Annotated in this window: 12 protein-coding genes and 3 pseudogenes; 6 read left to right on the top strand and 9 right to left on the bottom strand. The window is 69.3% G+C overall.

Annotated features, from left to right (window positions below; translation table 11 throughout):
- Positions 1-128: 128 nt before the first annotated feature.
- The gene (locus ACIPEK_RS34210; RefSeq protein WP_402004414.1) at positions 129-1,847 is read right to left on the bottom strand and encodes a GAF domain-containing protein; all 1,719 of its coding nucleotides are present in this window, start codon (positions 1,845-1,847) and stop codon (positions 129-131) included.
- Between the two features lie 779 nt (positions 1,848-2,626).
- On the opposite strand from ACIPEK_RS34210, the pseudogene ACIPEK_RS34215 reads away from it, so the two are divergent.
- The 3 genes and pseudogenes from ACIPEK_RS34215 to ACIPEK_RS34225 all read left to right on the top strand — a co-directional run.
- Positions 2,627-2,737, top strand: a pseudogene (locus tag ACIPEK_RS34215) (site-specific integrase); the annotation flags it as partial.
- A 191-nt stretch (positions 2,738-2,928) separates the two neighbouring features.
- Positions 2,929-3,207, top strand: a complete 279-nt coding sequence (locus ACIPEK_RS34220; protein ID WP_402004417.1) for an SHOCT domain-containing protein — start codon at positions 2,929-2,931, stop codon at positions 3,205-3,207.
- A gap of 82 nt (positions 3,208-3,289) precedes the next feature.
- Positions 3,290-3,661, top strand: a complete 372-nt coding sequence (locus ACIPEK_RS34225) for a hypothetical protein (RefSeq protein ID WP_402004282.1) — start codon at positions 3,290-3,292, stop codon at positions 3,659-3,661.
- 120 nt (positions 3,662-3,781) lie between these two features.
- Here ACIPEK_RS34225 and ACIPEK_RS34230 read toward each other — a convergent pair.
- From ACIPEK_RS34230 to ACIPEK_RS34245, 4 genes and pseudogenes are all read right to left on the bottom strand, one after another.
- A pseudogene (locus tag ACIPEK_RS34230) lies at positions 3,782-4,092 on the bottom strand (transposase); the annotation flags it as partial.
- A gap of 551 nt (positions 4,093-4,643) precedes the next feature.
- Complete coding sequence (locus tag ACIPEK_RS34235) at positions 4,644-5,822, bottom strand: acyl-CoA dehydrogenase family protein (RefSeq protein ID WP_402004285.1); 1,179 nt, start codon at positions 5,820-5,822, stop codon at positions 4,644-4,646.
- A 102-nt stretch (positions 5,823-5,924) separates the two neighbouring features.
- The gene (locus ACIPEK_RS34240) at positions 5,925-7,082 is read right to left on the bottom strand and encodes a methyltransferase (protein WP_383074926.1); all 1,158 of its coding nucleotides are present in this window, start codon (positions 7,080-7,082) and stop codon (positions 5,925-5,927) included.
- 69 nt (positions 7,083-7,151) lie between these two features.
- Complete coding sequence (locus tag ACIPEK_RS34245; protein ID WP_402004288.1) at positions 7,152-7,352, bottom strand: hypothetical protein; 201 nt, start codon at positions 7,350-7,352, stop codon at positions 7,152-7,154.
- 251 nt (positions 7,353-7,603) lie between these two features.
- Between ACIPEK_RS34245 and ACIPEK_RS34250 the strand changes: the two genes are divergently transcribed.
- Positions 7,604-8,428 (top strand): endonuclease I family protein, encoded by an 825-nt coding sequence (locus tag ACIPEK_RS34250; RefSeq protein ID WP_402004291.1) that lies wholly within the window; start codon positions 7,604-7,606, stop codon positions 8,426-8,428.
- On the opposite strand, the pseudogene ACIPEK_RS34255 reads toward ACIPEK_RS34250, so the two are convergent.
- The 3 genes and pseudogenes from ACIPEK_RS34255 to ACIPEK_RS34265 all read right to left on the bottom strand — a co-directional run.
- A pseudogene (locus ACIPEK_RS34255) lies at positions 8,398-8,787 on the bottom strand (STAS domain-containing protein); the annotation flags it as partial. The gene ACIPEK_RS34250 and the pseudogene ACIPEK_RS34255 overlap by 31 nt on opposite strands.
- 73 nt (positions 8,788-8,860) lie before the next feature.
- The gene (locus tag ACIPEK_RS34260; protein WP_402004294.1) at positions 8,861-9,427 is read right to left on the bottom strand and encodes a hypothetical protein; all 567 of its coding nucleotides are present in this window, start codon (positions 9,425-9,427) and stop codon (positions 8,861-8,863) included.
- Between the two features lie 117 nt (positions 9,428-9,544).
- On the bottom strand, positions 9,545-10,039 hold the full coding sequence (locus ACIPEK_RS34265) for a DUF1269 domain-containing protein (protein WP_402004297.1): 495 nt from the start codon (positions 10,037-10,039) through the stop codon (positions 9,545-9,547).
- A gap of 128 nt (positions 10,040-10,167) precedes the next feature.
- Here ACIPEK_RS34265 and ACIPEK_RS34270 point away from each other — a divergent pair, with 128 nt between their 5' ends.
- A complete protein-coding gene (locus tag ACIPEK_RS34270) occupies positions 10,168-11,283 on the top strand; it encodes a chemotaxis protein (RefSeq protein WP_402004300.1) in 1,116 nt (371 codons plus the stop codon).
- 138 nt (positions 11,284-11,421) lie between these two features.
- Positions 11,422-11,745 (top strand): plasmid stabilization protein, encoded by a 324-nt coding sequence (locus ACIPEK_RS34275; RefSeq protein WP_402004303.1) that lies wholly within the window; start codon positions 11,422-11,424, stop codon positions 11,743-11,745.
- 28 nt (positions 11,746-11,773) lie between these two features.
- Here the strand turns inward: ACIPEK_RS34275 and ACIPEK_RS34280 are convergent, their stop codons facing one another.
- Positions 11,774-14,161, bottom strand: a complete 2,388-nt coding sequence (locus tag ACIPEK_RS34280) for a phosphoketolase (RefSeq protein WP_402004306.1) — start codon at positions 14,159-14,161, stop codon at positions 11,774-11,776.
- Positions 14,162-14,171: the final 10 nt, after the last annotated feature.

Here is a 14,171-nt window from a genome sequence, read left to right on the forward strand (position 1 = left end):
GAACGTCCCGCTTCGCGGGACGTTCCCGAAAACCAGGACCAACCCCTACGAACCAGCCCCGCCAGGCTTGACGAAACAGATAGGGGCACCCCCCCGCAGCCACGGCCCCCGAAGTACCCCGCGAAGTGTCAGGAGAGTCGCAACGGCACCCGCCAGCTCAGTCGGGTGCCGCCCCGCGCGGATGTCCCCACGTTCATCTCGCCGCCGAGTCTCTCGGCGCGCCGAGCGAGGTTGTCGAGCCCGCTTCGGGGACCGCCATGCTTGGGCATGCCCACACCGTTGTCGGACACGACCAGGTTCACCGCCCCTTTTCCCACCACCAGCGAGATGTCCGCCGTTGTCGCCCGTGCGTGGCGGGCGACATTGCTCAGCGCCTCTCCGAGGACCGCGATCACCTGGTCGGCGATCTCGGCCGGCACATCCGTATCGATCAGCCCTCCCATCCGCAGGGACGGCTGGAAGCCCAGGGTCCGTGCGACCTGCTCGACCGTGGCCGCCGTCCGGGCGCGCAGCCCCTGGCCGGCCCGGCCCGAGTCACGGGCGCGGAGTCCGAAGATGGTGGACCGGATGATCTTGATGGTCTCGTCCAGATCGTCCACCGCGCGCAGCAACCGCTCCCTCGCCTGTGGCTGTTCCACGAGCCGCACCACGCTCTGCAGCGTCATCCCGGTGGCGAACAGCCGCTGAATGGCCAGGTCGTGCAGATCCCGGGCGATGCGGTCCCGGTCCTCCAGCAGGGCGATCTGCTCGGCGGACTCGCGCCGTTCGGTGAGCTCCATCGCCAGAGCGGCCTGTCCGGCGAACGCCAGCAGGGGTGCGGTCTCCGACTCGGTGAAGGCAGGACGCTCCCGTACCCGGGCCAGCAGCAGCACCCCACGGGTCCGCTCCCCCGTCACCATCGGGACCGCGACAGCGGGGCCGAGGAGCCCCGTCCACCTCGGCGGGCCTGCGGTGATCCTCGGATCATGTGCGACATCCAGGCTGGTGATCGGCTCGCCCGCGTCCAGGGCCGCGCCGGCGAACGATCCCGCTCGCGGCAGGACCAGACCGCGATGAGTGTCGGCGTCCACCCCGGACGCCAGTGCCACACGGAGGGATTTCCCCTCCGCGGGCAAAGCCAGCACACCGAGATCCGCGGCGAGGATGCGCGAGGAATGATCAACGATCATCTGCAGGACGTGTGCCACGTCCGCTCCGCTCAGCAGAGCCGCGACGATCTCACTGTTGGCTTCCTGCCAGCGTTGACGGTCGCACGTCTCCGCGTACAGACGGGCGTTCTCGATGGCCACTCCCGCCGCCACCGCGAGCGTCGACAGCACGGTTTCGTCCTCGGTGTCGAACACCCGGCCGCCCCGCTTCTCCGTCAGGTACAGATTGCCGAACACCTTGTCGCGGACCCGGATGGGAACCCCCAGGAACGAGTGCATCGGCGGATGGTTCGGCGGAAACCCATAGGACGACGGATGCTCGGAGAGTTCCACGAGCCGCAACGGCTCGGGGTGACGGATCAGCTCGCCGAGGATGCCGTGTCCTTCGGGCAGGGGGCCGATGGCCTCGCGCTGCTCCCCCGTGACGCCCACCGGCAGGAACTGTGTGAGCCGGGTTCCCTCACCGACAACTCCCAAGGCCCCGTACTCGGCATCGACCACGACGACCGCGGAATCGACGATCCGACGCAGCACCTGGGGCAGGTCGAGCCCTCTGCCCACCGACATGACGGCATCCAGCAGCAGGGCCGCCTCGGCTGGACCCCGCTTCACGGCGTCCAGCCGATCCTGGAGATCGCCCGGCAGCGTGCCCAGCCGACGGTGCGCCTCTGCGCAGTGGTCAGATCCCTCGTCGCCCACGGTGCCTCCGTCGTGACCCGCGCGTAGCGCGGCGGGCCACACCTTCACGGTAGTAGCCGTACGCCGAGGAGCACCTGGTGGACGGCAATCGGCCCAAACGAGCGTCACGGACATCGTTCCAGCGTCAAAAAATTCGCCTGTAACGCACGTAGTACGCATTGCGCGCACTCACAAAACCGCAGGTCAGATGTGGTCGGCCACCGCCCCTTGAAGACACACACCGACTCCGCCCCTCGCCAACGGGCGGCCGGACCCCGGGTCGGCCACCCGTGCTGTGGCGCATGCCCACCCACCGAAAGGCTGCCGAGAAGGCGAGGAGCCCCTGCCCAGCGTCTTTCGCAAAGTCTTGCCCTTCGTCGCCATCATGCGCATGAACCGGCGCCCAACTCCTCACCCCGGCGGCAATGGTCACGAGCGGCATGCCGACCGCCTGTGCCAGTCGATGACCTACCCCGTGCCCCGGCGACGCCGGCGATCTGCCGGGGGTGGGCCTGCGGGCAGCACGCGAGACCCGATGTCGGCCGCCCTCCCGTCGGACCGCGAACAACCGTGGATGAGGCCACTCCATATGGCCTTCGCCGTGACCTGATTCATCCGCGGGGTGCCCCTGCGAAGCAAACCGGGCTCGCCCAACCCGGGAGGGCCGGACACCCCAGCCACGGCAGGCCCCGCGGGGCACGAAAACACTGACCCACACAACCCTGTTGGGGACGAATCCGTGTGGATGGAAACCATCTGCGCCTGGTACGAGGGCCGCAGCCCTCCGGCGGCGGTCCTCAGCGAAATCCCGGCGCAGGAAGCCGGAGAACGTGTGCCGCTACTTCAAGCCCTCCCCGGAAGCGATCGCGCAGCTCACCAGCCTGCTCGCACCTGGCGACCGCATGCGCTGAGTCTGCCCGGCGGCGAGGCTCGGGGGGTGGGCGGCGGTACGGCGGTCTGACTGCTGCGGTCGATCTTCAGGCCGCGGGCCCGAGCCCCTGGGGCCGTTCGGCCCAGCGCCGGGAACGCGCCTCCGATTTCCGCCGAAGCCGTTCCTCGTCCACGCTGGAATTGAGGAAACCGGCCAAGGGAAGTGATCGGCATGATGTGGTACGACGGCGGCTGGGGCCGGGGCGGCTGGTTCGTCATGACCGTGGTCGTGGTGCTGCTCTTCGCACTGGTGATCGCCGGCATCGTTGCCCTTGTCCACTACCTGACCAGCGCCCACCGTGGCCATCAGCCCGGCTCGACTCCCCCCTCCGGGGGGTATGGGTGGGGAGGCAGGCGAGCAGAGGACCTGCTCGCCGAGCGGTTCGCCCGCGGGGAGATCGACGAGGACGAATACAAACGTCGCCTCGCGCTGCTGCGGGAACAGCGGTGAACGCGGACCGCCGACGCCGGGTGTGGCTGGTCCTGGGCGGTGCTGCGGCGGCGCCCTGCTGGGCATTGCCACGACGGCGCCGTTGGCCACGACCGGCGCCTTCCGCGGTCCGCACACCGCCAACCGGCGGCCGCCGGGCACCGCACGGTGCACAGCGCCTCCGTTGTCCGGCCACCTGGTGGAGGTGGCCTCGGCCGATATGGGCCCCGGCATGACGGGCCGCCCCAGCGGTCCGGGTTGCGGCTGGATCGGGGTGTGCATGATGCGCCTGATCGCTCACCCCACCACCGTCACGACCAAAACGGTGTCGCTGCGCGCGGTCGACGCCGGACACCTCACACACCAAGCGATGGTGCTGCCTCTGCCCGCGGAGCAAGGCCCAGGACAGCTGCCTACCGGTGCGGACGGGCGCATCGATGAGACAGGAAGCCTCGGCGAGGCGTCACGCAGCTGAGCCTGGACACGTTAGTTGGAACCGGTGAAGCTCGATGAGCTGGTGGTTTCTGGTCGGTGGGACACGCTTGTTGGCACCAAGTGGTCACGCTTCTCGCAATCAACCGTGAGTTGTCAGTCAGGCCGGTCGAGCTCGGCCGCGAAGAAACTTGCCGCGGCCTTGAGGATCTCGTTGGCCCGCTTCAGCTCGGCGATCTCCTTCTTCATCGCCTTGATCTGCGCGGACTCCTCCGTCGTCGTCCCCGGCCGGGCGCTGGCGTCGACCTGGTCCTGCCGGACCCACTTGCGCAAGGTCTCGGTCGTGCCGATGCCGAGTTTCGATGCGACCGCTTTCATCGCGGCCCACTCGGTGTCGTACTCCGGCCGCACCTCGGCGACCATCCGCACCGCACGACGGCGCAGCTCAAGCGGGCACTGGGAAGGACGTGCCATGACTCGATCCTCTCAAACGATCGAGTCCCTACCGAACCCGGAACGGTTCACTGCACCGCTGGATGTACGAGAAGGCGATCGGGGAGACCTTGCGCAAGGGCCAGCAGGTTCGCCAGACCTGCGGGAACAAGCGGTGCTTGGCCCCCGGTCACCTTGAGGTCTCCGTCCCCCGCCAGGGTAGACCGCCGCTGGGTGACGCGGGCAGGTACGTGGGGAAGCGGAAGCGGGAAGACCACTTGGAACGGTGCGCGAACGGACGCGATCGCACGGAGGAAACCCCCACCGTGATGTCCACGGTCGTCTCGCGTGCCGAGAGTGTGTCTCGAATGCCCGGGCTGCCCAGCAGGGCAAGAGCTCGGACACCACCGGTGGAAGCCTCGGACAAGGCGGCTTCGACCTGCCGTTCGCCCCTCGCGCCCCTCCGTCCGGGCACCAATGCTCCACCATGTGACGAGTCCCGTCCCCCACCCTTCCGCTGGATGCTTACGCGAATCCATCCAGTGCCAACTATCCCCGGTATGTGACAACTAAAAATCTGTGGTCGCACCCGCTCACCGCCGTACGCGCGGCATGCCCAGACCGATCCACGAGATGATCTCCCGCTGAATCTCATTGTTGCCGCCGCCGAAGGTGAAGATGACCGCGGACCGGTATCCGCGTTCGAGCTCGCCGTGCAGTACGGCGCCAGCCGACCCTTCCTTCAGCGGTCCCGCCGAGCCGACGACCTCCATCAGCCAGGCATAGGCGTCGCGGCGTGCCTCGGAGCCGTAGACCTTGACGGCGGAGGCGTCCTGCGGGGTGAGGGTTCCGTTCTGGACCGCGGACACCATCTGCCAGTTGAGGAGCTTCATGGCGTCGAGCCTGGTGTGGGTGCGGGCCAGGAGGGCGCGGACCCAGCTCAGGTCGATGACGCGGCGGCCGTCGGTGAGCCGGGTGTCCGTCGCCCAGTGCTGGACGTTGTGGAGGGCGCGGATGGCCATGGTGCCGTGGGCGGCGAGGGTGACGCGTTCGTGGTTGAGCTGGTTGGTGATGAGCCGCCAGCCCTTGTTCTCGTCGCCGACGCGGCGGGAGACGGGGACGCGGATGTTCTCGTAGTAGCTGGCGGTGGTGTCGTGCGAGGCGAGGGTGTTGATGATGGTGCAGGAATAGCCGGGGTCGCTCGTCGGGACGAGGAGCATGGTGATGCCCTTGTGGGGTGGGGCGTCCGGATCGGTGCGGACGGCGAGCCAGACCCAGTCGGCTGTGTCGCCGTTGGTCGTCCAGATCTTCTGCCCGTCGACGACATAGTCGTCGCCGTCGCGCACGGCCCGGGTCTTGAGCGCGGCGAGGTCTGTTCCCGCGTCGGGTTCGCTGTATCCGATCGCGAAGTCGATCTCGCCGGCGAGGACCTTCGGCAGGAAGTAGTCCTTCTGTTCGTCGGTGCCGAACTGCATGATCGTCGGGCCGACGGTGTTGAGGGCCATCAGCGGCAGCGGAACGCCCGCCTGGGCGGCCTCGTCGAAGAAGATGAACTGTTCCATCGGCGACAGGCCGCGTCCGCCGTACTCCGTCGGCCAGCCGACGCCGAGCCAGCCGTCGGTGCCGAGGCGCCGGATCGTCTCGCGGTAGAAGTTCTTCTGCGAGGAGGGGTCGGCGTAGCGCGCGTAGGCGTTGTCGGGGACCAGGCCGGCGAAGTACGTACGCAGTTCAGCGCGCAACTGCTGCTGCTCAGGCGTGTATTCGAGGTGCACGGCCCCTCCAGGAGTCTCGCGGTCGCGTCGCCCGTGTGCGGCGGCGCACACAGTAGAACGTGTTGCAAGAATCCGGAAGGGCCAGGACGTCTCCGGCGGGCGTCAGCGCTTGACGGCGCGCAGGACGACGAACTTCGGGTCGCCCGCGACCGTGGTGCAGTTGCCGAAGATCCGGCGCAGCTGGGTGTGGTAGCCGAGATGCCGGTTGCCGACGACCCACAGCTCGCCGCCCTGCCGCAGTGCGGCGCGCGCCCCGTGGAACATGTTGCGGGCCGTTGCGTCGGTGGTGGCCTGGTGGGAGTGGAACGGCGGGTTGTTGAGTACCAGGTCCACACTGGCGGGCGGCAGCTGTGCCGGCCCGTCGCCGACGACGAAGTCGGCCTTGGCGCCCGGGCCGGTGTTGGCCCGGAAGGTCTCCTCGGCGGAGGCGACCGCCTGGTACGACTCGTCGATGAAGGTAACCGTCGCTTCGGGATTGGCGAGCGCGGCGGACAGCCCGACGACGCCGTTTCCGCAGCCGAGGTCGACTACCCGGTCGGGGCCGCTGCGCGCGGGAAGATGGCCGAGGAAGAAGCGGGTGCCGATGTCGAGGCGCTCGGCGCAGAAGATCCCGGCATGGTTGGTGACCGTCCGGCCGGAGACCGGACCGACGCCCTCGGGCAGGTCGTAGCGGTGTGGCCAGGGACTCGGCGTACGGGCCAGGGCCGGGTCCGGGGTGCAGAGGATGAGCCGGGCCTTCTTGACCGCGAGGGAGGTACGGGTCGGGCCGATGATCCGCTCGAAGAGTTTGAGGGTGGAGGTGTGGATCTCCTTGACCATGCCGGTGCCGATGACGACGGTGCCCGCATGGACGGCCGGCGCCAGCCGGTGGAGCTGGTCCTCCAGGAGCGCGAGGCTCTTCGGGACACGTACCAGCAGGACGTCGATTCGGTCCGGCGGGGTGTCCCTGGCCGACAGGAGGCGTACGGCATCCGCGCCCACGCCGTTGCGGTCCAGATTCGCCAGGGTCGCGCGCTGCGCCAGGTAGGAGTCGGTGATCTGTACGGGGCGGCGCCCGGCCAGCACGGTGCTCAGGGCGCCCCAGCGGTCGCCCACCACGACCACGGCGCCCGACAGGTCGACCGGTTCCGACTCGTCGGTTCCCTCCAGCCGCCGCAGCAGATACTCATCGGCAGCGTCCCAGGCACGGAACGGGTCGCGCGGGTCCTCGGGGAAGCGGGCGAGGTCGTACCCGGCCCCTGACGTAGTCAAACGGTTCATTGTGCACCCAGGCTAGCCGAGCTGCGGGGAGCGCCCACACACTCCCCGCATCGGCCGCCGGGCCATGCGCTAGGGCAGCGCCTTGTCGATCGCCGACCGGCCCTCCCGGGCGAGCCTGCGCTCCGCCCACTGAAGATTCTTCGGAGTCAGGTCCCGCCCTGAGGCGAGCACCAGGTCCTCTGCCGTCGGATTGTCGCTCCCGCCGGTGTGCAAGAGGCTGTCGGGAGTCACTCCCCGAGCTGCGGATACGGATTCGGACTCGTCACTCATGCCGCCTCCTCGTCCTTTCGGTCATTCTCGCCCCGTGCCCGGCCCGCCGCATCCGATGCCTCCCCGATCCGCTCCAGGCGCCACGGACAAGCCCTCACTTGACCTGCACATGATAGATACACAGCGTTCACACCATGGTGACGGTGCGTGTGGAAGGCTCCCGCTGACCACCTACCACACGACCGCCGCGGCGCCGCCCCCCACCTTGTGACGGCTTCGTGGTGCCCGCATTTTCGGAGAGGACACCCCACATGTCCCGTCGTCACCTTCATTACCGGCGCCCCCTGCTGGCGACCCTGGCCGCGTTCGCGGTACTCGCCGGCACCGCGGCCGCCGCGCCCGCCGCCACACCCCCGGCCGCGCCGGTCGCCACGACATCTCTCGGCACTCTCGACGACATGTACTACCAGGACGCGCTCGGCAAGTCCGGAACCGCACTCAAGAGCGCTCTGCACACGATCATCAGCAGCCAGACCAAGATCTCCTACAGCCAGGTCTGGGACGCACTCAAGAACACGGACGAGGACCCCGCCAACCCCTCGAACGTGATCCTCCTCTACTCCGGGCGCTCCGAGCCCAAGAGCGACAACGGCGGCTCGGTCGGCCAGTGGAACCGCGAGCACGTCTGGGCCAAGTCCCACGGCGACTTCGGCACCGCCACCGGCCCCGGCACCGACATCCACCACCTGCGCCCGGAGGATGTCACCGTCAATTCCATCCGCGGCAACAAGGACTTCGACAACGGCGGCAGCGCGGTCAGCGGCGCACCGGGCAGCTACACCGACAGCGACTCCTTCGAACCGCGCGACGCGGTCAAGGGCGATGTGGCCCGCATGATCCTCTACATGGCGGTGCGCTACGAGGGCGACGATGCCTTCCCGGACCTCGAACCCAACGACCGTGTGTCCAACGGCTCCGCACCGTACATCGGCCGTCTCTCGGTGCTGAAGGCGTGGAGCCAGGAGGACCCGCCGGACAGCTTCGAGAAGCGGCGCAACGACGTCATATTCGAGCAGTACCAGCACAACCGGAACCCGTTTGTCGATCACCCGGAATGGGTCGAGTCCATCTGGTAGAGGGAAAGACCCGGACCAGCTCCTTCCCCGTTTCGGTCGGCCAGGCCGCTCGCGCACCGGGCCACGGCCTCCTCACGGCAGTCGAAGGGCCGAAGGGCTGTGCGCTCGTCCTGCTCCCCGGCACCGGGGAGCAGGACGAGGTGCCCCGCCGGGTCGGCCACGGCGGTGCGCACACCGCCTTCCACGAGCCGGCCGAGTCCGCTCTGCAGCACCGCCCGGGCCACCGAGTCGATGTCGGTCACCCGCCGCAGATCCAGTACCGCGGCCCCCGTCTCCTGGGGTCGCGCCTCGTCGAGGGCGTACAGCACCTGCTCGGCCGCGGTGAAGTCGAGAGCACCCTGGGCGGCGACGACCGCGACCCGTTCGCGCCGGGCGCGCTCCCGCGGCCCGACCTGGGTGGACGGCTTCGGCGGCGCTCACCCGGCCCGGCCGTCAGCTGCGCTCGGCCTGGGCGATCCGGGGGAACGTCTTGACGCCGGCCACCTTGCGGCTGTTGGCGTGCTGGCTGACGGTCCGGCCGGGCGGGACGTCCGCGAAGCCGAGCACCACGGTGTCGAGCACCTTCTGGGACGAGTCGACGAACTCCACCTTGACGGCGTAGAAGGCGGCCTTGTCCGTGCGATTGGTGACGCGGACGAGGGCGCTGCGGAACTGCTCGGACTTCGCGACCGGCAGTCCCGTCACCGAGACGTCCTTGACCGCGTTGCCCCGTCCTTTGACGCCTGCGAGCCGCTTGGCGGCCTGCTGCCGGTTGCGCTCGGCGGCGGCGGAGACCGAGGCCGCGAATTCCTGCTGGGTACGTGGACTGGCGCTCGCGGACCGGGTCATGGCCGGTTCCGGGGACACCGTACGGGTGCTCCTGGCCGTGCCCTGCGAGGAGGTGCCGGAGCCGCCGCAGGCGGCGGTACCGGCGATGATCAACACGGCCAGCACGGCTGGGGTGAGGTTGCGGGCTGCGCGGCCGCCGAGGGCGTGCCGCAGGGGGCTGGTCGGGTTCACGGACGCTCCGTCTGCTCGGAAGGGCGTAAGGGAGATGAAGAGGCAGGGAGAGATGAGGAAATGGGGGTGAGGCAGAGACGGTGCGGGGAACCCGGACCGCCGCGGCTCACCGGTCGGTCAGGCCGCGTCCTCGCCGAAGATCTCGCGCAGCCGCGCCTCGCTCTGCGTGTCCAGGTTGCTGTGGAGCAGTTCGGCGCCGCCGTCGGGCAGGGCGTCGCTGATCCGGTCGGGCACCTCGTTCATGGTCAGCAGGAACAGTGCCGAAGTCCCGGGCGTCACCTTTTCCTTGACCTCGGCGATGAAGTCGTCGTCGATGCCGACATCGGCCAGCTTGCCGCCCAGCACCCCGGCCGCCGCACCGATCGCGGCGCCCAGCAGCGGCATCAGGAAGATCAGGCCGAACAGCATTCCCCAGAACGTGCCGCTCAGTGCGCCGGCACCGACGAGGTTGATCAGCTGCTTGGTCCTGGGCTTCGCCCGGTCGGCGGGCCAGCTGACCACGGCCGCGTCGAGAATCTTGATCAGCCCCTCCTTCTGGAGGGATTTGAGCGTGGTCTCCACAGTCTCCGCGCCCTCGGCCGACTGGAACTTCCACACAGTGAGCGTGGACATCGCGCGTACCTCCTGAGACCGACGATGGAGAACTCGCTCATATTAGGATCAAAAGGTATGAATTGACTCGTCGAATTCACCCGCTTCACTCGGGAGCGGATGCCCGCCGAAGCCCCTGGGAGAGAACGATGGATGCGGACGCCCTGACCGCCGGCCTGTTGCAGGAACTGCGGGCGGCCAAGCCCTATCCGGCCCTGTCCCTGACCATGCCGACGCACCGCCGCGCTCCGGACAACGCGCAGGACGCCGTTCGGCTGCGCAACCTGGTGTCCGAGGCCGTCAGCCGGCTGGAAGCGGATCCCGCGGTCACCCGTGAGGCCCGGAACGCCATCAAGGAGCAGCTCGACCGGGCAGTCGACGAGGTGGACCCCCGCCGGACCCTGGACGCCCTGGTCGTCCTCGTCACCGCCGACGAGCACCAGATCTGGCAGCTTCCCCGTACTGCACCCGAGCGGGTGGTCCTCAGCGACACCTATCTGACCCGCAATCTGGTCGCGGCGAAGGCCCAGGCCCAGCCGTTCTGGGCGCTCACGGTGTCGGCCGAGCACGCCGCCCTGTGGAGCGGCACGGCGGACGTCCTGCACGAGGAGCGGACCGGCGGATTCCCGCTGACGGCTCCCAGGGAGGCACCCAACCCACAGCGCGAGGAGCGGATCGGCGACACGCCGAGCACCTTCAGCGACGAGGAGACGCGCAACTTCCTGCGCACCGTCGACGAGAAGCTGCGCGCGGTACTGGCGACGGACCCGCGCCCGCTGTATCTGGTCGGCCTCGCCCCCGCGCTCGCCCTGCTGGACGACGTCGGCGAAAGCGCCAAGTCGGCCGTGGGCCGGGTCACCAGGGGTGTGCCGGCCGACATGACACCGGCCGGCCTGCTCAATGAGCTGCGGCCCGCGCTCGAGACGCGGCAGCAGCGGTTCGCGGCGGAGATCGACGGCAAACTGGACGAAGCGCGCGGCCGTCGTGCCTTCGCCGGTGGTCTCGACGAGGTGTGGGCCGCGGTACGGGAGGGCCGCGCCGGACTGGTCGCGGTGGAGGAGCACTTCCAGCAGACAGTACGGGTGACGGACGAGCACCTCGAACCGGTGAGCGGCGAAGCCGCGGACCTCACAGACGGCTCGGTCCGAGAGGACATCGTGGACGAGCTCGTCGAGGCGGCGCTGGACAGCGGCACCGACGTGGTCTTCCTCGCGGACGACTCGCTCGCGGAGTACGGACGGATCGCGGCGGCCCTGCGCTACTGAACAAACCGACAACACACCGTACGCCGCATCGGGTACGCGGCAGGCGTGCGGGCTCCGGGGGCCGCTGGGACACTGGGGAAGGGCCCGATCGAGCCCCGGGCCGAGTCCTGGGGCAGATCCCAGGGAGAGGAGCGCACCATGCCACGCGGATCCAATGCCAAACGGGAACGGCAGTACGAACACATCAAGGAGAGCGCGCAGGAGCGCGGGGTCAGCGAGGAGCGGGCCGAGGAGATCGCGGCCCGTACGGTCAACAAGGAGCGCGCCCGCGCCGGCGAGTCGAGGACCGCGAGCCGTACCTCCATCGAGGACATGTCGTCCCCGCGGCGCGGCGGTCTGCGCTCCCACAGCGGAGCCGAGGGGCCCACTCGCGACCAGCTCTACGAAGAGGCGAAGAGGAAGAACGTCCACGGACGGTCCCACATGACGAAGGCCCAGCTGGCAAAGGCTGTCGGCCGCTGAGCCCACGTCGCGGGACCCCGGGGCGGTGTCAGCCGCTCCAGGTCCAGTCGGCCACCTCGGGCAGGTCCGTGCCGTGTTCACGGATCCAGGCGTGGTGGCGGGTACGGACATCCGCCATCGCCTGGCGTACCGCCACGGCGCGGACGCCGAGGCCGGGCACCCGGTCGATGACATCCATGACCAGCCGGTAGCGGTCCAGGTCATTGCGGACCACCATGTCGAAGGGCGTGGTGGTGGTGCCCTCCTCCTTGTAGCCCCGCACATGCAGATGGGCATGGCCGGCCCGCCGGTAGGCCAGTCGGTGGATCAGCCACGGGTAGCCGTGGTAGGCGAAGATCACCGGGGTGTTCCTGGTGAACACCGCGTCGTACTCGGAGTCCGGCATGCCGTGTGGGTGCTCTCCGTGGGGCAGCAGCCGCGTCATGTCGACCACGTTGACCACCCGTACCGCCAGTTCCGGCAGATGCCTGCGCAGCAGATCGGCTGCCGCCAGAGTCTCCAGCGTGGGTACGTCACCGGCGCAGGCGAGCACCACGTCGGGTTCGCGGCTGCCGTCCTCCGTGCCCGCCCACTCCCACACACCCGCTCCGCGGGCGCAGTGCGCCCGGGCCTCGTCCATGGTGAGCCAGTCGAAGCTCGGCTGTTTGCCCGCCACGATCACATTGACGTAGTCCCGGCTGCGCAGCGCATGGTCGGCGATGGAGAGCAGGGTATTGGTGTCCGGCGGCAGATAGACCCGTACGACTTCGGGGCTCTTGTTGAGGATGTGGTCGACGAAGCCCGGGTCCTGGTGGGAGAACCCGTTGTGGTCCTGGCGCCAGACGTGCGAGGTGAGCAGGTAGTTGAGCGAGGCGATGGGGCGGCGCCAGGTCAGCCGGCGGGATGTCCTGAGCCATTTGATGTGCTGGTTGACCATCGAGTCGACGATGTGGGCGAACGCCTCGTAGCAGGAGAAGAGACCGTGCCGGCCGGTGAGGAGGTACCCCTCCAGCCAGCCCTGGCACAGATGCTCGGAGAGCACCTCCATGACGCGTCCGTCGCGGGAGAGGTGCTCGTCGGTCGGCAGGATCCGCTCCTGCCATGCCTTGCCGGAGGACTCGTAGATGGCGTCGAGCCGGTTCGACGCGGTTTCGTCGGGGCCCACGACCCGGAAGTCTCGGCGTTCGGAGGTGGCGGCCATGACGGCCTCCAGCAGGCCGCCGAGCACCCGCGTCGGCTCGTGCAGTACCGTGCCGGGCTTGTCGACCTCGACGGCGTGGTCGTCCAGCGGTGGGATGGGCAGATCGCGCAGGAGCAGACCGCCGTTGGCGTACGGGCTCGCGCCGAGCCGGGCGGCGCCTTCGGGCACGCAGTCGAGCACCTGGGCAGTGGGGCGCCCCGACGTGTCGAAGAGTTCCTCCGGCCGGTAGGAGCGCATCCACGCCTCCAACTGGCGCAGATGTTCGGGGTTGTCCCGGACGCCGGGCAGCGGGACCTGATGGGCGCGCCAGGTGCCTTCGACGGGCACCCCGTCGACCTCAGCCGGGCCGGTCCAGCCCTTGGGGGTGCGCAGCACGATCACCGGCCAGTGCGGGCGCTCGGTGTCGCCGCCGGTACGGGCGGCGGCCTGGAGTTCCCGGATGCGGTCCACGGCCCGGTCCATCGCGGCGGCCATCGCCCGGTGGACGGTGAGGGGGTCGTCGCCGCCGACATACAGGGGGTCGTGCCCGTAGCCGCGCAGCAGGGCGTCGAGTTCCGGCTCGGGGAGGCGGGCCAGCACGGTCGGGTTGGCGATCTTGTAGCCGTTGAGGTGAAGGATCGGGAGGACGGCTCCGTCGTGCACCGGGTCGAGGAATTTGTTGGAGTGCCAGGACGCGGCGAGTGGTCCGGTCTCGGCCTCCCCGTCGCCGATGACGCAGGTGACGAGCAGGTCCGGGTGGTCCAGGGCGGCACCGTAGGCGTGGGTGAGGGCGTAGCCGAGCTCGCCGCCCTCGTGAATGGAGCCCGGAGTCTCCGGTGCCACATGGCTGGGCACCCCGCCGGGGAAGGAGAACTGTTTGAACAGCAGCCCCATGCCCTGGGCGTCACGGCTGACGTCGGGGTACGTCTCCGAGTAGCTGCCCTCCAGCCAGGAGTTGGCGAGGACGGCCGGTCCGCCGTGGCCGGGACCCCAGACGCACAGGCCCTGGACGCCGCGGGACTTGATGACGCGGTTGAGATGGGTGTGGACCAGGTTCAGTCCGGGTGAAGTGCCCCAGTGTCCGAGCAGGCGCGGTTTGATGTGCTCCCGGGTGAGCGGCCGGGTCAGGAGCGGGTTGGCCATCAGATAGATCTGGCCGACGGCCAGATAGTTGGCGGCCCGCCAGTGCGCGTCGAGGGCCGCGATCTCTTCGTCGGAGGGGCCGGGCGTCACTGCCGGGTGGGCGGCATGACTCATGTTGTGTCTC

It is taken from the genome of Streptomyces sp. NPDC088246 (assembly GCF_044741025.1).
GTDB lineage: Bacteria > Actinomycetota > Actinomycetes > Streptomycetales > Streptomycetaceae > Streptomyces.